This is a genomic window from Salipiger sp. D13, from assembly GCF_003703915.1.
Lineage (GTDB): Bacteria > Pseudomonadota > Alphaproteobacteria > Rhodobacterales > Rhodobacteraceae > Salipiger > Salipiger profundus.
Genome location: NZ_ML112590.1, coordinates 562,614 through 582,995, shown reverse-complemented (window position 1 = coordinate 582,995; position 20,382 = coordinate 562,614). Strand labels below are relative to the sequence as shown.

Sequence of the window (20,382 nt, the reverse complement as noted above, 5' to 3'; positions counted from 1 at the left end):
CGACGTCATTCATTGTCTGCGGCAATAAAAAAGCCCCCGAGGGTGTCGGGGGCGCATGGGGGACCAATATGGTTCCGGGTTACCGGCCCATGCGCCATTTTCCTACGATCAGTACCAGCCGTTCCATGCCGGGGCTCCTAGATTGCGCGGGGCGAGTATTAGGAGGACGGGGGCCGGGCGTCAACTGCGGAATCGGGGCCTGATCCAAGTTTATCTTTCCGGATGTTTCAAAAATCTGCCTTCGGTGGATACTTTCGGAAAGAAAATCGGCCATTCCGGAAATAGGGCAGCGCTATTCACCTATCGGAGGCACCTTGCGATCACCTGTTCACGCGCCTTCGTGAATTGCATGAAACATGCTTTGGGGGCAGCTTTGCGCCATAAGCCCAGTTCAATGTGCAAGGGATGGTGACATGACGTTCTATCGCAGATCCAACCGGCCGGTGCGGGATTTCACCATGGTGAAGGCCTGCGTTCTTCTGGCGCTTCTGGCGTTCGTGCAGGTGCTCGGCGCGCTTCCGGGCGACGAGGGCAAGGTGGCGCGCGACGCCATGTCGGAGCCGCTGGTGATCCCGGCGCTGGCGCAGCCTGCCGATGACAGCGCGTCCAAGGGTCGCATGATCTGACGACGGCGGGCTGCCCAACCGGTGCGGCCCGACCACCGACGCGTCCCGCGCATCAGGCGATGCGTTTTGAGCGAATGCAGCCGGGGCTCTGCCCGACAGACCGTCTGCACGCCACCGCGCGCGAAGGGCCTCAGCCGTTGACGCCGGTGCCCTGCAGCACGCCGTGTTCCAGCGCGTAGCGCGTGAGACCGGCGGTCGAACTGATCCCCAGCTTGCGCTTGATGTTCTTGCGATGCGTCTCGACCGTGCGCACCGAGATGTCGAGCGCCTGCGCCACCGCCTTGTTCGACTTCCCCTGCGCGAGTTGCAGCAGCACCGTCTGTTCGCGGTTGGTAAGCTGTTCACGCCCCCCGGACATCACCGGCTTAAGCGCGCCCTCGGCACCGGTGCAGAGGTAGCGCTCGCCCGCCATCACCGCGTCGATCGCGCGTTTCACCTCGTCGCTGGGCACGTCCTTCAGCACGTAGCCCATCGCCCCGTGGTCGAGCGCGGTCGAGACGTATTCGGGCGTGTCGTGCATCGACAGCACGAGGATGCGGGTCTCGGGGCGCTGTTCGAGGATCATCTCGGTCGCCGACAGCCCGTTCAGCCCGGGCATGTTGAGGTCCATGAGGATCACGTCCGGTGCCAGGGCCTCGAGCCGGTCGATCATCTGCTGGCCGTCCGACAGTGTCGCGGCGATCTCGATGTCGTCGTAGCTGTCGAGAATGGCCTCGATCCCCTCGGCCACGAGGGGGTGGTCATCGACGATGGCAACACGGGTCGGACGGGTCATGCGCTTGCCCTCGGGGGTTGCGAACTGCCCTCTTCAGGCGGCAGCAGGTGTGTCAGGGGGATCTGCGCCTCGATAGCCGTGCCGGCGCGCGAGGACAAGACGCGAAGGGTGCCGCCGAGCTGGTCCATCCGTTCCTGCATGTTGCGCAGGCCGATGCCGGGCCGGCCCTTCGGCGTGTCGGGGTCGATGCCGGTGCCGTTGTCGGAAATGCGCAGCGTCGCGCCTCGGCGGTGCCCCCGGAGGTCCATCTCGACCCGGCTGGCGCCGGAATGGCGCTCGATGTTGGTCAGCGCTTCCTGCGCGATGCGGTAGAGCGCGATACGCCCCTCGCGGTCGAGCCGGTTGCGGAAGACCACGGTCTCGAAGTTGGTCTCTATGCCGGTGCGGGTGCTGAAGTCGTCGGCGAGCGCCTTGAGCGCCGGGCCGAGGCCGAGATCGTCGAGCATTCCCGGCCGCAGGTCGCGGCTGATGCGCCGCACCTCCTGGATCGCGCCCGACAGGTTCTCCTGTCCCCGCTCGAGCGCGTCCCCGGCCCGGGCGTCGCCGGTCGAGAGCCGGCGACGGGCCACGTCGAGCGCGTATTTCACCCCGACGAGGATCTGGCTGATGCCGTCGTGCAGTTCACGTGCGACGCGGCCGCGCTCTTCCTCCTGCGCGTCGAACACCCGCTGGGTGAGTTCCTTGAGCTTGGCATCCGCCAGCCGCCGCTCGCGCAGGTTCATCATCAGGCCCGAGAAGAACACCATCAGCAGCGCCATCAGGGTGATGCCGCCGATATAGAGGAAGGTGCGCCGCACCTGCTGCTGCACCCCGGCCTGGGCGGCGGCCACCTGTTCGACGATGTCGTCGATCCACACCCCGGTGCCGACCGCCCACTGCCAGTCCTGGAAACCGAGCACGAAGGTGATCATCCGCGCCTCTTCCCCGGTCGAGGGCTTCGGCCAGAGATAGCTGTGGTAGCCCGAGCCCTGCCGCGCGATCTCGATGAGCCGGTCGGTGATCGGCGTGCCCTCGCTGTCCGTGAGCCCCGACCAGTTGCGGCCGATCATCTCGGTGCGGCGCGGCGAGACGAGGTTGTTGCCGTCGTAGTCGTAGACGAAGAACGAGCCGTCCTCGCCGTAGATCATTGCCGCGAGGATCTGTGCGACCCGGGTCTTCGCCGCCACGTCGTCGGGAGCCGCGCTGCCGTAGATGAAGTAGAAGCCGTTGCGCGCCTGCGTCACGTAGTTGCGCAACTCGTCCTTCTTGGTCTCGATGAGCTGGGTCTCGAGCGCGCGGATCTCGCGCTCGGACATGGCGCGGGCCTGCCACGAGACAACGACCGCGATGGCGGCCGCCGCGAGGATCAGCGGCACCGAAGCGAGCAGAAACAGTTTCTGTCCGTAGCTCAGGCGCAGGCGGTCGAGAATCGTGGGCATGGCTCCGGATAGTCGCTGATTCGGATCTGATCAAACCACGAAACGTCGGACTTCCCCAACGGAAGCGCGTTCGAAAATCTCTGAAATGCGGGGCTTTGACGCAAGATTGCTGCCCACCTCCGTAGCAATGGGTATTCCCCGACAAACGGTCACAATCTAGTGTGAGCCCACTTCACGATCCGCGCGGGCCGAAGGAGCGGCCACGCGCAACAGTACCATGGGAGGATATACATGGATCGTCGTTCCTTTCTGAGGGCCACCACCGCGGGTGGCGCTGCTGCTGCCGCGTCCGCGCTCGCCGCGCCGGCCTACGCGCAGGGCAAGCGCACGCTGACACTCGTCACCACCTGGGGCCGCGGCCTTGCCGGTGTGCATGACAGCGCGCAGTACTGCGCCGACCAGATCACCGCCGCCACCGACGGCGACCTCACGGTCGAGCTGAAGGCCGCGGGCGAGCTCGTGGGCGCCTTCGAGGTATTCGATGCCGTTTCGGCCGGCCAAGCCGACATGTACCACGGTGTCGATTACTACTTCCTCGGCCAGCACCCGGCGCTGTCGTTCTTCAGCCAGGTGCCGTTCGGCATGAACTTCATGGAATACGCCAACTGGTTCTACCACGACGGCGGCCAGGAGCTCGGCGACGAACTGTATTCGATCTTCGGCATGAAGGCGTTCCCGGCCGGCAACACCGGCCCGCAGTCCGGCGGCTGGTTCTCGAAGGAGATCAACTCGCCCGAGGACTTCCAGGGCCTCAAGTTCCGGATGCCGGGCCAGGGCGGCCAGGTGCTGGGCAAGCTGGGCGCGAGCGTCCAGAACCTGCCGGGCGCGGAAGTCTACCAGGCGCTCAGCTCTGGCGCGATCGACGGCACCGAGTGGATCGGTCCCTGGGCCGACGAGAAGGCCGGTTTCCAGGAGATCACCAAGATCTACTACACCGCCGGTTTCCACGAGCCGGGTCCGAACCTGAACCTCACCATGAACCTCGAGGTCTTCGAGAGCCTGTCGCCGGGCCATCAGAAGATCGTCGAGCAGGTGGCGCGCGCGTCGAACCTGTGGACCATGTCGCTGTTCATGGCGAACAACTCGGCCGCGCTGCAGCGTCTGCAGTCCGGCGGCGTGAAGCTGATGGAATTCCCCGACAGCGTCTGGGATGCCTTCGGCGCCGCGGCCAAGGAAGTCATGGAAGAGCCCATGGACGACGAGATCTACGCCAAGTGCTACGAGAGCTTCAACGAGTCCCTGCGGTCCTCGGCGAAGTGGATCAGCCGCTCGGAAGGCTCGTTCTCGGCGCAGCGTAACCGCGTCATGGGTCTCTGATCCGCAAGCATTCGCATCAGGCGCCCCCGCGAGCCGCGGGGGCGTTCCTGCTTTGACCATGCCGGCCCGGCGACCCGCGACCGCCGGGCGGCATCACACAACAAAGACAATCGGGGGGCTCAGGTCATGGAAGAGACGGCCTCGGGCGGCGCGTTCGGAGCGATCCTTGACGCGCTGGTCCTGTTCTTCGGCAATATCCTCATGTCCTTCTGGAATCTCGGCTACGCCCTGACGCATCCGTCGAGCTGGCTGAACTGGTCGGACAAGGAAGCGGTCATGCGCTTCGTGTACTACGGCGCGTCGCCGGAACTGTTCTACGTCGTGCTGACGACCTTCCTGGTGCTCACCGCCCTCGGGATGTGGCGCCACCGCATCATGTGGGGCATGGTGCGCGGGCTCGAGGCGTTCCACAACACCGTCGGCCGTATCGCCGCCTGGGCGGGCCTCGTCATGGTGCTGCAGCAGGTCGTCATCATCTTCGTGCAGCGCATCTTCGCGCGGCCCGACCTGTCCTTCGGCTTCGGCGTCCCGGCCACCTTCGACGTCAGCTGGTGGAGCGAGGAGCTCAAGCTCTACAACGCCATCGTCGTGACGCTCTGCCTTGCCTACACCTTCGTGCAGGGCGGGCACGTCCGCGTCGACCTCATCTACTCGCCGGTGAAATACCGCACAAAGAAGATGATCGACATGTTCGGAAGCCTGTTCTTCATGCTGCCGATGGCCACGCTCATCTGGCTCTACTCGTGGTTCTTCCTGTGGCGGCATCTCATCGTGCCCAAGCCGTCGGCCTCGGAAGGGCTCGACCGGCTGCTGATGAAGTCCCGCGCGCTGCGCTGGAACGTCGAGACCATCGGCTTCAGCCCCAACGGCTTCTCGGCCTACTTCCTGTTCAAGATCCTGATCGTGCTGATGTGCGGCTTCATCTTCCTGCAGGGCGTGACCTTCTTCTGGCGCTCGTATCTCGAGTGGAAGGAAGGCCCCGAGAGCGAGGGCAAATACCACGATCACGACCGTATCGAGGCTGGTGAAGAAGCCTACGATCACGCGGAATTCTGAGAGGGACACCCTAAATGCTATTCGGACTCGATGGCGTCGAGATCGGCCTGATCATCGTCTTTCTCACGCTCTTTTCCGCCATTCTCTCGGGCTTCCCGGTGGCCTTCGCCATCGGCGGCGCCGGGGTCATCTCCTTCGGCATCATCGCCGCGCTCGACAGCGCGGGGCTGCTCGTTCATCAAGCCATCGACACCGGCTCGCAGGCCTATCGCGACCTCGTCGCGAGCGGGGTGAAGGAAGATGTCATATCCATCTTCCGCTACCCGGACCTGCCGCGCTACGCGCAGCCGGTCTTCGACCGCGGCTGGGAAACGGCGCTCGACCGCAACGTTTCGTTCATCGTGAACCGCATCAACGAGCGGGTCATCGCGGGCCAGAGCATCGAGACGCTGCTCGCCGTGCTGATGTTCGTGATGATGGGCATCGTGCTGGAGCGCTCCAAGATCGCCGACGACCTTCTCAAGACCATGGCGCGGGTGTTCGGACCGCTGCCCGGCGGTCTTGCGGTGTCGATCGTCGTCGTGGGCGCGTTCCTTGCTGCCTCGACCGGGATCGTCGGCGCGACCGTGGTGACCATGGGCCTGCTGGCGCTGCCCACGATGCTGCGCAACAACTACTCGCCGGAACTCGCGACGGGCGTGATCGCGGCCTCGGGGACGCTGGGGCAGATCATCCCGCCGTCGATCGTGATCGTGCTGCTGGGCACGCTCGCGGGCGATCTCTACTCGACCGCGCAGGAGGCCCGCGCGCAGTCGCTGGGCTGCACCGACGCGCTGACCTACCTCGGCGAGCCGGCGGTGGTCTCGGTCGGCACCCTGTTCCAGGCGGCGCTGCTGCCGGGCATCCTGCTGGCGGGCCTCTACGCGGCCTATGCCTTCGGCTTCGCGATGTTCAACCCGTCCAAGGCACCGCCGGTGCGGGGCGAGGCGGGCCTTGGCGAGCCGGTCACCCGCGGCGAGGCCTTCACCTGGTATCTCGGCGTGCCGCTGCTGATCATCGTGGCCACCATCGGCCTGTCGCAGATCAACGTCGTCGGCTCGCAGTCGCTGACCGTGTCGAGCTTCTCCGAGGCCGGCCAGACCGCCAGCCTGCGCACCAGCGTGAGCGAGGAGTGCCAGGCGGCGATGATCGACCTGCACGGCCAGTCCGCCTGGGACGAGGCGGTTGCCGAGCAGGCGGCCATCGACGAGGCCGGCGGCATCGAGCAGAGCGAGCGCCTCACGCAGGAGCAGATCGCCGAGCGCTATGCCGCCAAGATCGACGCCGCCGCGCCGATCGGCACCGGTATCGCGATCCTGTCGGTGCTGTTCGGCATCGTGCTGGCCTGGGGCAGGGCGGTGTCACCCTCGTCCGAGCCGCTGCCGCTGCTCGTGGGCGCGGGCGGCATCGTGCTGGGGCTCATCGTCGACGCGCTGTTCCTCGGCCCGCAGAGCTCGTCGGGGCTGACCGTGGTGCTGATGGCGGTGCCATGGCTCATCACCCTGTGGGGTGCCAAGCATGCCGCGCAGCGCCTGTCGCAGAACGAGCTCATCCGCGTGGTCTTTCCGCCGCTGGTGCTGATCGTCGCGGTGCTGGGCTCGATCCTCGGCGGCATCACCAACCCGACGCCCGCCGCGGCACTGGGCGCGGCCGGCGCGATCATGCTCGCTGCCTACCGCAAGCTCGGAGAGCTGGACCGTTCGCCGAAGATCATCCTCTACTCGACCTTCGCGGTGATCATCATGATCCTCGTGGGGACGAACTTCGATCTTCGGGTCAACGCCGAGGAGGTCAGCGCCGAAAGCTGGATCGCCTTCCTCGTGGCGCAGGCGGCCTATCTCTACGCGCTGTTCGGCCTGTTCTTCGCCTGCTGGGTGCTGCTCAAGCAGGGGGTTCTCGGGCCTGCCGTGCGCGAGACGGCGAAGGTGACGTCGATGGTGTTCACCATCCTCGTGGCCTCGCAGCTGCTGAACCTCGTGGTGATCTCCTTCGGGGGCGAGCACTACATCCAGCAGTTCCTCAAGAGCTTCGACGACGAGCACAAGGTCTTCCTGATCGTCATGCTGGTGCTCTTCATCCTCGGCTTCGTGCTCGACTTCCTCGAGATCATCTACATCGTGGTGCCGATCGTGGGGCCGGTGATCTACGGCGGCTCGTTCGATCCGAAGTGGGTGACCATCATGATCGCGGTGAACCTGCAGACCTCGTTCCTGACACCGCCGTTCGGCTTCGCGCTGTTCTACCTGCGCGGGGTTGCACCGGCATCGGTCACCACGGGGCACATCTACCGCGGGGTGCTGCCCTTCGTGCTGATCCAGGTGGCGGGTCTGGCGCTGCTCTGGTTCGCACCGGGCATCGTGACCATCATTCCGGACCTGATCCCGAACTGATCGGGGACGGAGCCTGCGAAACCGAAAGGAGCGGCCTTCGGGCCGCTCCTTTTTTCGTTTCGGGCAAGGCTGGTTCCGGTCTCGGTCTGTCCGCCAATCGGGGCCTCAGCCGCCGCGCAGGATCTCGTCGGCGATCAGGTAGTGTTCCGCGCCGCCGACGGTGACACGGAGACCGTCCCCCTCGCGCGCGGTCTCGAGCACAGACGGCGCATCCGACGACACGAGCGCCCCGTTCCGGAATTCGAGAATGCGCTGCGGCCCGCCGGGGATGGCCACGAGAACGACCGTGCGGCCATCGTCGCTGCGCATCACTCTGTAGGGACAGGAGAGCGTCTGCGCTGGCGTTGCGCCGCAGGGCAGGCGGTCCCGAGCGGGCGGCATGGTTTCGGACTCGCTCGCATCCGTCGCGGGCTGCAGGAAGGCGAGCAGCGGCAGGCGTTCGCAGCCGGCAAGCGCCAGCGCGGCAAGCATGGGCGCGGCGAGCCCCGGAAGACGCCTCGGCGCGTGGCGGCGGTTCGATGGCAATAGGCCGGTCCTTCGCGTCATTCGATCCTCAGCACGAGGCGGAATTTCCGCCGCTCGCGTCCAGGGTTGACCACCTCGATCACCTGGTCTCCGGACCGCGCGAGGCGGCCGTGGTAGGCTTCGCTCGACGGTGAGAGGCGCTTTGGCGGGGTCTGGCCGGGACCGATGACACGGTAGCCGAGCCCCTTGCCCTCGAGCCGCAGGTCGAGCTGCTGGCCCTTCCGCGCCGAGACCAGGAAGCGGATCGCGGCGCCGGCGGCCAGCCGGTTTTCCAGCACGGTGCTGCTGGCGCCCGGTTCGAAGGTCACGCGCTCGCTGTGCGTTGCCCCGGCCTGCGGGCGCTGCGACGGTGCGGTTGCGCCGTGTCCCGGGCGTGAGAGGTAGCGCGCCTCGACCCAGCCGTCGCCGCGTTGGGCGTTGCCCACGCGAACCTGGCACCACGGCGTGCCGCTCTCACGGTTGCAGCGCAGGATGCGGACGCGGTCGCCGTCCGAGAGTCCGCCGAGCACGCGCCCCCGGCTCGAGGGGCGGTCGTGCAGCGGCAGCATATCGTTGCGCGGGGCTCCGCGGATCTCGACCGTTTCGCCGACGTGGAACTCCGGAGCCTGCGCAGCCGGGCGCTTTCCCTGGCCCGGCAGCGCGCCGGGGCGAGGCTTGCCGTCCGTGAAGAAGCTCGTCATCCGCGCGCCGCTCGGCTCGAAGGCGCAGGCGAACTCCTCGGTGCGGGTCGCGAGAAAGATCCGGCCCTTCACGTGGTGCAGCCCGTCGCGGTCGCGATGGTCGTAGTGCATCTGCGTGCGTGCCCGGTCCTGCCGGTAGTAACGGCGGGCGGTGTCGGCGCAGGCCGCCATCATGCCGTCGCGGGACTGCACGGCGGTCTTGGCCGCAACCGGGGCCGGCAGGGAGGGCAGGGCGAGAAGCGCCAGCAGCGGCGCGGCGAGAAGCGGTTTCATGGCCATGGGTCTCCGTGATGCCGAGGGGCGGGCGACATGCCACGAGTATCGCGCCGCCCGCCTTCATGGCGCAACGGAAATCACCGGCCGTCCGTTCCGCGCGCGGTCAACCGCCGGGGCCGGGAAGATAGGTGCGCTCTTCGATGGGCGTGGCCGCGATGGCGTCGCGGATCATCTGCAGCAGGATCATCTCGGCCCGGTTCAGCACCGCCTGCGGGTTCCACACGAGATGCACGTCGATCGCCGGAAGCTCGGAGAAGGGCGGCACCTGCCAGAGCAGCCCGTCGGCCACATCGCGCTGCGCCACATGGACCGGCAGCGGGCCGATCCCGAGTCCGGCGATGATCATCCGGCGCACCTCTTCGAGATTGCTCGAGGTGCCGTTGATCCGCATGCCGAGCCTCGATTGCGCGCGCATCAGGGCCACCGGTTTCAGCACGTCCTCGAGCCGGTCGGTGTCGAAGCTGACCGTGGGCATGCCGTCGAGATCGTCCGGCGTGAGCCCCTCGCGTCCGAAGAGGGGATGGTAGGGTCCGCAGAACAGGCCGAAGAACTCGCGATAGAGGCGGCTGTATTCCAGCCGCGGATTGCGTGCCCGGACAAGGCAGATCGCGAAGGAGGCCCGCTTGGCCGAGACCTCGGCCAGCGCCTGCGCGCTCGAATGCACGTCGATCGACAGGCTCGCGCCGGGATGGGCGGCGTGGAACTCGGCCAGGACGCGATCAAAGAATGGGCAGACCACGTGACTGGCCACGGCAAGCTTCACATGGCCCCGCACCTCGTCGGTCATCTCGCGCAGCAGCGTCGAGAGCCGCAGGATCGAGCCGTTGATCTCGACCGCCTCGCGGTAGAGCAGCTGGCCCGCCTCGGTCAGATCGTAGCGCCCCGGTTGCCGGTAGATGAGCTTCCGCCCGACGCGATCTTCCAGTCTTTTCAAGGCGGAAGAGACCGAGGGCTGCTTGAGCCGCAGCCGTGCCGCGGCCTCGGTCACCGACCGGGATTCGGCCAGCACGACGAAGGTGCGCAGCAGGTTCCAGTCTAGCTCGCGGGCGATGCGCTCAGGATCGTAGGGATCGGGCTGTATTTGTCTCATCTATATCGAACATTCCGATTATCTATTTGATCAATGTGCCCCCGAGCCGAAGCATCGTCCACAGAAAATCGTTCGAGGAATCGCATATGTCGGTCGAGGCCCGCGAGGCACGTCAGCCCTGGATCCTGCTTTCACCCGCGTTGGCGGCGGTCACGCTGCTGCTGATCGTGCCGCTCTGCTTCATCGTGGTCTACAGTTTCTGGCTGCGCACGGCGACCGGCGCGGATCAGGCCGGCTTCTACCTCGACAACTGGCGCGAGGCTCTGACCGACCGCTTCTACCGCGACATCCTGCTGAACACGCTGAAGATCGCCGGCATCACGACGCTGGTCTGCGCCCTGATGGGCTACCCCTCGGCGTATTTCATCGCCCGTTCGCGCGGCAACAAGGCGATGCTGCTGCTGCTGCTCATGCTGCCGTTCTGGATCAGCTACATCATACGCACGATGAGTTGGATCAACATCCTCGGGGTCTCCGGCGCGCTGAACTCGGTTCTGCTGTGGAGTGGGCTGATCTCGGAGCCGGTCCAGATGCTCTACAACGAGACGACGGTGATCCTCGGCCTCGTGCACTTCCTGCTGCCGTTCATGATCCTCAACATCTTCGTCAGCCTCGACGGCATCGACGTGACGCTCGAGGACGCGGCCAACTCGCTGGGCGCGACGAAATGGCAGAGCTTCCTGCAGGTGACGCTGCCGCTGTCACTGCCCGGTCTCGCGGCGGGCGGACTGCTGTGCTTCGTGCTGGGGGCGGGCACCTACATCACGCCGCTGGTGCTCGGCGGACCGACCGACGCGATGTTCGCCAACCTCGTGTTCGAGGCGATCATCACCCAGCTCAACTGGCCGCTGGGCTCGGCGCTGTCGCTGATGCTGCTGGTGGTGCTGGGCATCCTTGTGGGCATCTACAACCGCTATCTCGGCATGGCGCAACTGATGAAGGGGCTGGGCTGATGGGCTGGTTTTTCATTCGCGGCTACGCGATCCTCGTCTACCTGTTCATGTTCCTGCCCGTCGCGGTGGTGGTGCTGCTCAGCTTCAACGCGTCGCAGTTCGGCAGCTTCCCGATGACCGGCTTCTCGTTCCGCTGGTTCGTGGAACTGGCGCAGAACGACGCGATCCTGCGGGCGTTCCGCACGTCCGTGATCCTCGGGCTGCTGACGGCGCTGATCTCGACCACGCTGGGCGTGCTCGCGAGCCTCGCGCTGGTGCGCTACCGGGTGCCGGGGGCCAACATGGTCTCGACCCTGCTGATCGCGCCGATCCTCGTGCCCGAGGTGGTGCTCGCGGTGGCGCTGCTGCTGTTCCTCAACGTGCTGGGCGTCAACAAGAGCTTCGGCCTGCTGCTCTTCGGTCACGTGATCTTCACGCTGCCCTTCGTGATCCTCGTGGTGCAGGCGCGGCTGGTGTCGATCCGCCGCGACGTCGAGGAGGCCGCCATGAGCCTCGGCGCGAGCCCGCGGCAGACGTTCTTCCAGATCACCCTGCCGCTGATGCTGCCGGCGGTGCTGGCGGGCGGGCTCTTCGCCTTCACCATCAGCTTCGACGACATCACCGGCACGCTGTTCTGGAAGCCGGGCGGGGTCGAGACGGTGCCCACCCAGATCTTCGCCATGCTGCGCAACTCGATCAGCCCCGAGATCAACGCGCTCGGCACCGTGATGATCGTGATGACCGTCGGCCTGCCGCTGCTGGGCGCCGGCATCGCAAGGCAGCTTTCCAAGAAGGGCGGCTGAGATCGCCCGGATTATTCCGACAGAGTGTTCCGACAAGGAGTGAGAAGACGATGAAGAAGATGGACAACACCACCCGCTACGAGCGCCTGCGCGAGCGCTACATGAACGGCGACGTCGACCGGCGCACGTTCCTCGGCCTGATGGGGGCCGCGGGCGCGGCCTACGGTCTTGTCACGCCCTACCGCGCCTTAGCGCAGGACGTGAGCCAGGTGCGTTTCGACGGCTGGGGCGGCGTCGTGTCGGAGGCGTTCCGCAAGCATGCCTTCGACCCCTACACCAAGAAGACCGGCATCGAGGTCGTCGACGGCACCTTCGGCGGTGGCGATGAGTATCTCAGCCGGGTCAAGGCGAGCCAGCCGGGCGAATACAACATCGCCCACCTGTCCGGCGTCTTCGACTACGCGCGCTATCACAACCTCGGGCTGTCGTCCGAGCTCAACGAGGACAACATCCCCAACCTGCAATACGTGATCCCCAAGCTGGTCGACGTGTTCCGCAAGGTGTCGGGCGGGGCGCTGTCCTGCGTGCCCTACGATTACGGCACCACCGGGCTTGCCTACAACCGCAAGCACATCTCGGACGACGAGATGAAGGAGAAGGGTGCGAAGATCCTCATCGACGAGGCCTACAAGGGCAAGATCTCGGGCTGGGGCGACTGGCGCACGCGGATCTGGTTCGCCTCGCTGCAGACCGGGCAGGACCCGAACGGGGCCGAGGACATGGACGCCGTGTGGGATGCCATCCGCGCCCACCGCGATCTCGCGCTGAAATACTGGACCTCGGGCGCCGAGCTGATGTCGCTGCTGGCCGAGGAAGAGGTCTACGTCACCGAGGGCTGGTCGGGCCGGATCTACGCGCTGCAGGAGCAGGGCCACGACATCGGCTACTACGATCCGCCGAACGGCTACGGCTGGCAGGAGTGTCTCTTCGTGCTCAAGGGCTCGCCGATGGAGGCCTGCGAGGAGCTGCTGAACTTCATGCTGGCGCCCGAAACGTCGATCGCCGTGGCCGAGGGGCAGAACTACCCGCCGGCGCTCGACCCCAACAAGGTCGATCTCGGCGAGAAGATCCCGACGCTGCCGGCCTTCGATCCGAACGGCACGCTCGAAGGGCTGACCTTCGCCGATCCCGAGTACTGGAACGGCCACGAGGCGGAATGGTCCAAGACCTTCGGCCGGGTCCAGAAGGGCTACTGAGGCCAGCCGCCAGCCGCCCCGGGCCTGATCCGGGGCGGCTGAGCCCGACGCCCGAGCAAGGACACACACATGAGCTCCGTCACCCTGCGCAACGTCGTGAAGCGCTTCCACAAGTTCACGGCGGTGCATGAAACCAACCTCGAGATCCCCGAGGGCGCCTTTGTCACGTTGCTCGGCCCCTCGGGCTGCGGCAAGACCACGAACCTGCGCATGATCGCCGGGCTGCTCGATCCGACCAAGGGCGAGATCCTCATCGGCGGGCGCGCGGTCAACAACGTGCCGATCCACAAGCGCAACCTCGGGATCGTGTTCCAGAACTACGCGCTCTTTCCGCACAAGACCGTGGCCGAGAACGTCGCCTTCGGTCTGAAATACCGCGACATTCCAAGTTCCGAGATCGCCGGCCGCGTGCAGGCCGCGCTGGATCTCGTGCAGCTCCCGCATGTGGGCGAACGCTACCCCAAGGCGCTGTCGGGCGGCCAGCAGCAGCGCATCGCGCTGGCCCGTGCGATCGTCATCGAACCCGACGTGCTGCTGCTCGACGAGCCGCTCTCGGCGCTCGACGCCAACCTGCGCGAGGACATGCGCGTGGAGTTGAAACGGATCCAGGACAAGATCGGCGTCACCACCGTCTTCGTCACCCACGACCAGTCCGAGGCGCTGGCGATGTCCGACAAGATCGTCGTGATGAGCGCGGGTCGGGTCGAGCAGATGGGCAGCCCCGACGAGGTCTACAACAACCCTGCAAGCGCCTTCGTGGCGAACTTCCTCGGGGCGTCGAACATGCTGCCCGCGCGCTGCACGTCGACCGGCGCCGAGGGCACGACGCTCGATGTCGCGCCCTTTGGTCCGGTCGCGATCCCCGCCGCCAAGGCGCAGCGGCTCGACGGGGCGGGGCCTGCCACGCTGGTCCTGCGCGCCGAGAAGCTGCAGGTGCTGTCCCCCGGCAGCGCGCCCCCCGAAATGATCACCGCGCCGGCCACGGTCGAGACCGTCGACTACCAGGGCCAGACGGTGCGCTACTTCCTGCGGCTCGGCGACCGCCAGCTGCAGGCGCTCAACATGATCGACGAGAAACCATTCGAAGAAGGCGCGCAGGTCGAGATCGGCTTTCGTCCGAAGGACTGCTCCGCGCTGCCCGGGGAGGCGGAATGAGCCACCTTTTCTACCAGGGGCACGGTCGCAAGCCCGTGCTCGACCAGGCGCGCGGCGTCTACATGTGGGACACCGACGGCCGACGCTACCTCGACGGCTCGTCGGGGGCGATGGTCTGCAACATCGGCCATTCCAACCCGCGCGTGCTGGCGGCGATGCGCGAGCAGATGGACCGCGCCACCTTCGGCTACCGTCTGCACTTCGAGACCGAGGCCTCGGAGCGGCTTGCGGCCAAGACCGTCGAGAAGATGCCCGAGGGGCTGTCGAAGGTGTTCTTCGTCTCCGGCGGCTCGGAGGCGATCGAAAGCGCCATGAAGCTCGCCCGGCAATATGCCGTGGCCATCGGGCAGGGGAGCCGCTGGAAGGTGATCTCGCGCAGCCCGTCCTACCACGGATGCACGCTGGGCGCGCTGGCGGTGACCGGCTACCGCAGCCTCACAGAGCCCTTCGCGCCGATGATGCGCGAGATGCCCAAGGTGCCCGCGCCGCGAGCCTATCTTGATGGCCTCGACCCCGACGACCCCGCCACCGGACACCATTATGCCGACATGCTCGAGGCGCAGATCCTGCGCGAGGGCCCCGAGAGCGTGCTGGCCTTCGTGCTCGAGCCGGTGGGCGGGGCCTCGACCGGGGCGCTGGTGCCGCCGGAGGGCTACATGGCCCGCATCCGCGAGATTTGCGACCGCCATGGCGTGCTTCTCATCATGGACGAGGTGATGACCGGCGCCGGGCGCACCGGCGCGTTCCTCGGCTGCGAGCACTGGAACACCCGGCCCGACATCGTGGTGATGTCCAAGGGCTTCGCCGCCGGCTACGCGCCGCTCGGTGGCATCGTGGCGCCCGACTGGCTCGTCGGGCCGGTGCTCGACCAGGGCGGCTTCGCGCATGGCTTCACCTATGCCGGCAACCCGCTGGCCTGTGCCGCCGGTGCCGCCGTGCTCGACGAGATCGACCGGCAGGGGCTGGTCGGGAACGCCGCCATCATGGGCGAGAAGCTCAAGGCGCGGCTGCACGCGCTTGCGCAGAAGCATGAGATCATCGGGGACGTGCGCGGCAAGGGGCTGCTCACCGCCTTCGAGTTCATGTCCGACCCGGTGACCAAGGCGCCGCTGCCGAAGGAGCTGCGTGCCTTCGACCGTTTCGTGCAGATCGCCTACGAGAACGGTCTCATCGTCTACTCGCGCCGGACCCGCGACGGGGTGGAGGGCGACCATATCCTCGTCTGTCCGCCGCTCATCGTCACCGATGCCCATCTCGACGAGATCGTCGAGGGGCTCGACCTGTCGCTCGCGCAGTTCCGCGCCGAGCTTCCGGCACTCGACAAGGTCCACTGAATGTCCAAGATCCTCATCACCTGCGCGCTGACGGGCTCGATCCACACGCCCTCGATGTCGCCCTACCTGCCGGTCACCGCCGACGAGATCGTCGAGCAGGGGCTGGCGGCGGCCGAGGCGGGCGCCGCGATCCTGCACCTGCATGCGCGCGATCCCGACACCGGCCGGCCCTCGGCCGCGCCCGAGCATTACGACGCCTTCCTGCCGCGCCTGAAACAGGCGAGCGACGCGGTGCTCAACCTCACCACCGGAGGCAGCGCCGTGATGACGCTCGACGAGCGGCTCGCCGGGCCCAAGGCGGCGGAGCCCGAGATGTGCTCGCTCAACATGGGCAGCATGAACTTCGCGCTCTACCCGCTGGCGCAGCGCATCGACACCTGGATGCACGACTGGGAAAAGCCGTTCCTCGAAGGCTCGGACGATCTCATCTTCAAGAACACGCCGCGCGACATCGCGCATGTGCTGACCGAGATGGGCGAGAAACGCGGCGCGCGGTTCGAGTTCGAATGCTACGACGTCGGACATCTCTACATGCTGCGGCATTTCATGGATCGCGGCATGGTGCCCGGCACGCCCTTCCTGCAGTTCGTCTTCGGCGTGCTGGGGGGCATCGGGCCGGACCCGGAGAACCTCGTCCACATGAAGCACATTGCCGACAAGCTCTTCCCCGATGGCTACCAGTTCTCGGTGCTGGCGGCGGGGCGTCACCAGATGCCGCTCGCGACCATGGCGGCGGCGCTGGGCGGGCACGTCCGTGTCGGTCTCGAGGACAGCCTGACCATCGCGCGCGGGACGCTGGCGAAATCCAACGCCGAGCAGGTCGCCAAGATCCGCCGCATCGTCGAGGAGCTGGGACGCGAGCCCGCCACCCCCGACGAGGCGCGCGCGATGCTGGGCCTCAAGGGCGCGGACAGGACGGCGATATGAGCGTGACATTCCGACAGGCCGGGGCGGGCGACGTGCCCGCCCTCAACGCCGCGCTGGCACGGCTCTCGGCGGACATCGGCGACACCCACCGCGCCTCGGACGAGGACCTGCGGCGCGCGGGCTTCGGCGCCCATCCGGCGTTTCGCGCGGTCCTTGCGGAGACGGCGGAGGGGCTCGTAGGAGTCGCGCTCTACTCGCCTGCCATGTCGACCTCGAAGGGGCTGGTGGTGACCTACGTCGCCGATCTATGGATCTCGCCGGACCTGCGCGGCCAGCGGCTGGGGCCGCGGCTGCTGGCGGCGGTCGCCCGGGATGCGGCCGAGACCTGGGGCGCTCGGGCGCTGAAGCTCAACGTCTACCATGCAAGCCCCGACGCGCGGCGCTTCTACGACCGGCTGGGCTTCGTCGCGGCCACACAGCACACCGAGATGTTCCTGGACGAGGCCCGGACGGCGGATCTTGCAACACATGGAGAAAAGGCATGAAGGCATTCTTCGACGCCCGGCAGTGGAAGCACGCGCCGCAGCACTTCATGGCGAACGGCACGCTGCTGCCCAACCCCGAAGAGCCGCGCCGGATCGAGATCCTGACCGACGCTGCCGAAGCCGCCGGTTGCCGGTTCGAGATGCCCGACGACGCGGGGCTCGGGCCCATCGCGGCGCTGCACACCGCCGAATACATCACCTTCCTGCGCAACATCTATACCCGCTGGCGGCGGATCGATGGCGCGGGCGCGGAGGTCATTCCCAACATCCACCCCGCCAATCGCACCGACGGCTATCCGAAATCGGCGGTGGGGCAGGCGGGCTGGCACCAGGCGGATACAGCCTGTCCGATCGCCGAGCATACCTTCGAAGCCGCCTACTGGTCGGCTCAGAGCGCCATCGCGGGGGCCGACCACCTGCTTGCGGGCGGTGACATGGCCTATGCGCTCTCGCGGCCGCCGGGGCACCACGCCTTTGCCGATCTCGCCGGCGGCTTCTGCTTCTTCAACAACGCCGGCATCGCCGCCGAACGGCTGCGCGCAGCCGGCCTGCGCCCGGCCATCGTCGATGTCGACGTGCACCACGGCAACGGCACGCAGGGGATATTCTACGAGCGGGGCGACGTGCTGACGGTGTCGATCCACGCCGATCCCGCGCGGTTCTACCCGTTTTTCTGGGGCCATGCGCAGGAGCGCGGCGCGGGCGCGGGGCTGGGGACGAACCTCAACCTGCCGCTTGCACGCGGCACCGGCGATGACGACTACCTCGGCACGCTGGCGACGGCGTTGGAGCGCTGCGACAGCTTCGGGGCGGACGTGATCGTTGTGGCGCTGGGCCTCGATGCGTCCATCGACGACCCGTTCCAAGGGCTCGCGGTCACGCAGGAGGGCTTCACCCGCATCGGCGCGGCGCTGGCCGCTACCGGGCGCAAGCTGCTCTTCCTGCAGGAAGGCGGCTACGTCAGCGAGACGCTCGGCGCCAACCTGACCCACGTGCTGACCGGCGCGACGGGGGGCTGAACCCGGTCAGCCGGCGATCTCGCGCAGCAGCCAGTCTCGGAAGCGCTGGACGTGCGGGCTCGACCGCGATCGCTCCGGCAGGATCAGCGCGTAATGCTCGCCGGTCTCGAAGCGGCGCGGCGCGGCCAGCGCCAGCGCGCCCCGCTCGAGCGCCGGCCGGGCGACGATCTCGGGTACGATGCCCACGCCGAGTCCGGCGATGGCGGCGTCGACGATCATGTCGAAATGATCGAGCCGCGCGCCGCGCAGGATGCGGCGGGGATCGGTCTCGGAGCCCCGGAACCAGTCGAGCCAGAGCGTCGGGCGGGTGGATTGCTGCAGCAGCGGCAGCTCCAGAAGCTCGGCATCGCTCAGCGCCGCGCGGCCGCGCAGCAGCGCTGGCGCGGCGACGATCACCATCGTCTCGGGCAGAACCGGCTCCGAGGTGACACCGGGCATGTCATGCCCGCTGCGCATAATCGCAAGGTCGAGCGGCTCGCGGCCGAAGTCCACCGGCAGCAGCCGCGCACTGAGGTCGAGGCTGATCTCGGGAGCCTCGCGCGCAAAGCCCGAGAGCCGCGGGATGAGCCAGATCCGCGCGAGGCTCGGCAGCACCGCCATGCGCAGCACGGCGTCGCGCCCGCCGAAGGCCATGACCCCCATTGCCGCCTCGTCGAGCCCGGCGAGCAGATGTTCGGCCCGGTCAAGGAAGGCATGGCCCGCAGGCGAAAGCACGAGCCGCTGGCGCACGCGGTTGAAGAGCGCAACGCCCAGCCGGTCCTCGAGCGAGGCGAGCGAACGCGAGATCGCGCTCTGCGTCAGCCCGAGGCTTTCGGCAGCCATCGTCGTGGTGCCGCGCCGGGCGCAGGCGGTGAAGGCCTCGAGCTCGGCCACGGAGGGGATGTAGGCTTTGCGCATGCACCTTTTCTAGCGGTGGGAAGCGCTTGAGGCTATGAGTTTTCCTCATTCCTTGCGCAAATTAATTCGTTTCCATGTGCGGGGCATCTTGCGTAGGGTGCGGGCCGAGACGAGACAAGGATTGAGACAGATGGCCGACGCCCCCGCTCTTCGCCCCAAGGACAACCCCGCGCTCGCGGGTTTCTCGTGGGAGGATCCGTTCCTCTTCGACGCGCAGCTCGAGGAAGACGAGCGCATGATCGCCGAGAGCGCCCGCGCCTTCGCGCAGGACAAGCTCATGCCCCGGGTCGAGCACGCCTACATGGACGAGCAGACCGACCCGGAGATCTTCGCCGAGATGGGCGCGCAGGGGCTGCTGGGGGTCACGGTGCCCGAGCAATATGGCGGCATCGGCGCGGGCTACGTGAGCTACGGGCTTGTCGCGCGCGAGATCGAGCGGGTCGACAGTGGCTACCGCTCGATGATGTCGGTGCAGTCGAGCCTCGTGATGTATCCGATCTATGCCTACGGCTCCGAGGCGCAGCGGCAGAAATACCTGCCGAAACTCGCGAGCGGCGAATGGATCGGCTGCTTCGGCCTGACCGAGCCCGACGCCGGCTCGGACCCGGCGGGCATGAAGACCCGCGCGGTGAAGACCGAGGGCGGCTACCGGCTCAAGGGTGCGAAGATGTGGATCTCGAACAGCCCGCTGGCGGATGTCTTCGTGGTCTGGGCGAAGTCCGAGGCGCATGGCGGCAAGATCCGCGGCTTCGTGCTCGAGAAGGGCATGAAGGGGCTGTCGGCGCCGAAGATCGGCGGCAAGCTGAGCCTGCGCGCGAGCATCACCGGCGAGATCGTCATGGATGACGTCGAGGTCGGCGAGGATGCGCTGCTGCCGAACGTCGAGGGGCTCAAGGGGCCGTTCGGCTGCCTCAACCGCGCGCGCTACGGCATCGCATGGGGCGTGATGGGCGCGGCCGAGTTCTGCTGGATGCAGGCGCGGCAATACGGGCTCGATCGCAAGCAGTTCGACAAGCCGATCGCCGGGACGCAGCTGTTCCAGAAGAAGCTTGCCGACATGCAGACCGAGATCGCGCTGGGACTGCAGGCGGCGCTGCGGGTTGGGCGGCTCATGGACGGCGCGCAGGCGGCTCCCGAGATGATCTCGCTCATCAAGCGCAACAACTGCGGCAAGGCACTCGACATCGCGCGGATGGCCCGCGACATGCACGGCGGCAACGGCATCCAGATCGAATACGGCGTGATGCGTCACGCGGCGAACCTCGAGACGGTGAACACCTACGAGGGCACGCACGACGTGCACGCGCTGATCCTCGGGCGGGCACAGACCGGCATCCAGGCGTTTTTCTGAGGGCGTCGTTCCTCGGGGCTGTTGGTGCGGGCCGGCGGATTGCCGGAGGGCCTCGGCCTTGTTGAGATCGCAGGGGGCGCTGCCCCCTCTGCGGCTGCGCCGCATTCACCCCCGAGGGTATTTGTCAAAGAGAAGAAGCAGGGGCGTGGCG

Annotated in this window: 19 protein-coding genes; 13 read left to right on the top strand and 6 right to left on the bottom strand. The window is 67.1% G+C overall.

The window, feature by feature from the left end; all coding sequences use genetic code 11:
* Positions 1 to 413 precede the first annotated feature (413 nt).
* Positions 414 to 626, top strand: coding sequence for a hypothetical protein (locus D6860_RS02720; protein WP_017466981.1), 213 nt, complete (start codon positions 414 to 416; stop codon positions 624 to 626).
* Between the two features lie 130 nt (positions 627 to 756).
* Here D6860_RS02720 and D6860_RS02715 read toward each other — a convergent pair whose 3' ends face one another.
* Both D6860_RS02715 and D6860_RS02710 read right to left on the bottom strand, forming a co-directional pair.
* Complete coding sequence (locus tag D6860_RS02715; protein ID WP_076624140.1) at positions 757 to 1,401, bottom strand: response regulator transcription factor; 645 nt, start codon at positions 1,399 to 1,401, stop codon at positions 757 to 759.
* Positions 1,398 to 2,819 carry a cache domain-containing protein gene (locus D6860_RS02710; RefSeq protein WP_076624141.1) on the bottom strand — a complete coding sequence of 474 codons (1,422 nt, stop codon included), beginning with the start codon at positions 2,817 to 2,819 and terminating at the stop codon, positions 1,398 to 1,400. Before D6860_RS02710 ends, D6860_RS02715 begins: the two co-directional genes overlap by 4 nt.
* Before the next feature lie 231 nt (positions 2,820 to 3,050).
* Here D6860_RS02710 and D6860_RS02705 point away from each other — a divergent pair, with 231 nt between their 5' ends.
* The 3 genes from D6860_RS02705 to D6860_RS02695 all read left to right on the top strand — a co-directional run bounded on the left by D6860_RS02705 (position 3,051) and on the right by D6860_RS02695 (position 7,561).
* A complete protein-coding gene (locus tag D6860_RS02705) occupies positions 3,051 to 4,136 on the top strand; it encodes a TRAP transporter substrate-binding protein (RefSeq protein ID WP_017467186.1) in 1,086 nt (361 codons plus the stop codon).
* Positions 4,137 to 4,262: 126 nt separating this feature from the next.
* Entirely contained in the window at positions 4,263 to 5,192 is a 930-nt protein-coding gene (locus D6860_RS02700) for a TRAP transporter small permease subunit (protein ID WP_017467187.1), read from the top strand.
* A 14-nt stretch (positions 5,193 to 5,206) separates the two neighbouring features.
* Positions 5,207 to 7,561, top strand: coding sequence for a TRAP transporter large permease (locus D6860_RS02695; protein ID WP_076624142.1), 2,355 nt, complete (start codon positions 5,207 to 5,209; stop codon positions 7,559 to 7,561).
* Between the two features lie 105 nt (positions 7,562 to 7,666).
* Here D6860_RS02695 and D6860_RS02690 read toward each other — a convergent pair whose 3' ends face one another.
* The 3 genes from D6860_RS02690 to D6860_RS02680 all read right to left on the bottom strand — a co-directional run bounded on the left by D6860_RS02690 (position 7,667) and on the right by D6860_RS02680 (position 10,132).
* Positions 7,667 to 8,086 carry a hypothetical protein gene (locus D6860_RS02690; RefSeq protein WP_017469002.1) on the bottom strand — a complete coding sequence of 140 codons (420 nt, stop codon included), beginning with the start codon at positions 8,084 to 8,086 and terminating at the stop codon, positions 7,667 to 7,669.
* Positions 8,087 to 8,103: 17 nt separating this feature from the next.
* Entirely contained in the window at positions 8,104 to 9,039 is a 936-nt protein-coding gene (locus D6860_RS02685; protein ID WP_157895880.1) for an SH3 domain-containing protein, read from the bottom strand.
* Between the two features lie 106 nt (positions 9,040 to 9,145).
* Positions 9,146 to 10,132: a LysR family transcriptional regulator gene (locus D6860_RS02680; protein ID WP_017468131.1), complete on the bottom strand. Its 987-nt coding sequence runs from the start codon at positions 10,130 to 10,132 to the stop codon at positions 9,146 to 9,148.
* Positions 10,133 to 10,218: 86 nt separating this feature from the next.
* On the opposite strand from D6860_RS02680, the gene D6860_RS02675 reads away from it, so the two are divergent.
* The 8 genes from D6860_RS02675 (at position 10,219) to D6860_RS02640 (ending at position 17,983) form a co-directional block, all read left to right on the top strand.
* The gene (locus D6860_RS02675) at positions 10,219 to 11,085 is read left to right on the top strand and encodes an ABC transporter permease (protein ID WP_076624144.1); all 867 of its coding nucleotides are present in this window, start codon (positions 10,219 to 10,221) and stop codon (positions 11,083 to 11,085) included.
* Complete coding sequence (locus D6860_RS02670) at positions 11,085 to 11,867, top strand: ABC transporter permease (protein ID WP_076624145.1); 783 nt, start codon at positions 11,085 to 11,087, stop codon at positions 11,865 to 11,867. The genes D6860_RS02675 and D6860_RS02670 overlap by 1 nt, the downstream gene beginning before the upstream one ends.
* Positions 11,868 to 11,926: 59 nt before the next feature.
* Positions 11,927 to 13,063 carry an ABC transporter substrate-binding protein gene (locus tag D6860_RS02665; protein ID WP_076625403.1) on the top strand — a complete coding sequence of 379 codons (1,137 nt, stop codon included), beginning with the start codon at positions 11,927 to 11,929 and terminating at the stop codon, positions 13,061 to 13,063.
* Positions 13,064 to 13,132: 69 nt separating this feature from the next.
* Positions 13,133 to 14,218, top strand: a complete 1,086-nt coding sequence (locus D6860_RS02660) for an ABC transporter ATP-binding protein (RefSeq protein WP_076624146.1) — start codon at positions 13,133 to 13,135, stop codon at positions 14,216 to 14,218.
* Positions 14,215 to 15,552: an aminotransferase family protein gene (locus D6860_RS02655; protein WP_076624147.1), complete on the top strand. Its 1,338-nt coding sequence runs from the start codon at positions 14,215 to 14,217 to the stop codon at positions 15,550 to 15,552. Before D6860_RS02660 ends, D6860_RS02655 begins: the two co-directional genes overlap by 4 nt.
* Positions 15,553 to 16,479 carry a 3,5-dioxohexanoate:acetyl-CoA acetone transferase gene (locus D6860_RS02650; RefSeq protein ID WP_076624148.1) on the top strand — a complete coding sequence of 309 codons (927 nt, stop codon included), beginning with the start codon at positions 15,553 to 15,555 and terminating at the stop codon, positions 16,477 to 16,479. It begins immediately after the preceding gene.
* Positions 16,476 to 16,964, top strand: coding sequence for a GNAT family N-acetyltransferase (locus D6860_RS02645; protein WP_076624149.1), 489 nt, complete (start codon positions 16,476 to 16,478; stop codon positions 16,962 to 16,964). The genes D6860_RS02650 and D6860_RS02645 overlap by 4 nt, the downstream gene beginning before the upstream one ends.
* Positions 16,961 to 17,983 (top strand): histone deacetylase family protein, encoded by a 1,023-nt coding sequence (locus D6860_RS02640; protein WP_076624150.1) that lies wholly within the window; start codon positions 16,961 to 16,963, stop codon positions 17,981 to 17,983. The genes D6860_RS02645 and D6860_RS02640 overlap by 4 nt, the downstream gene beginning before the upstream one ends.
* A gap of 6 nt (positions 17,984 to 17,989) precedes the next feature.
* Here D6860_RS02640 and D6860_RS02635 read toward each other — a convergent pair whose 3' ends face one another.
* On the bottom strand, positions 17,990 to 18,880 hold the full coding sequence (locus D6860_RS02635) for a LysR substrate-binding domain-containing protein (RefSeq protein ID WP_076624151.1): 891 nt from the start codon (positions 18,878 to 18,880) through the stop codon (positions 17,990 to 17,992).
* Between the two features lie 130 nt (positions 18,881 to 19,010).
* Between D6860_RS02635 and D6860_RS02630 the strand changes: the two genes are divergently transcribed.
* Positions 19,011 to 20,231: an acyl-CoA dehydrogenase gene (locus tag D6860_RS02630; RefSeq protein ID WP_076624152.1), complete on the top strand. Its 1,221-nt coding sequence runs from the start codon at positions 19,011 to 19,013 to the stop codon at positions 20,229 to 20,231.
* Positions 20,232 to 20,382: the final 151 nt, after the last annotated feature.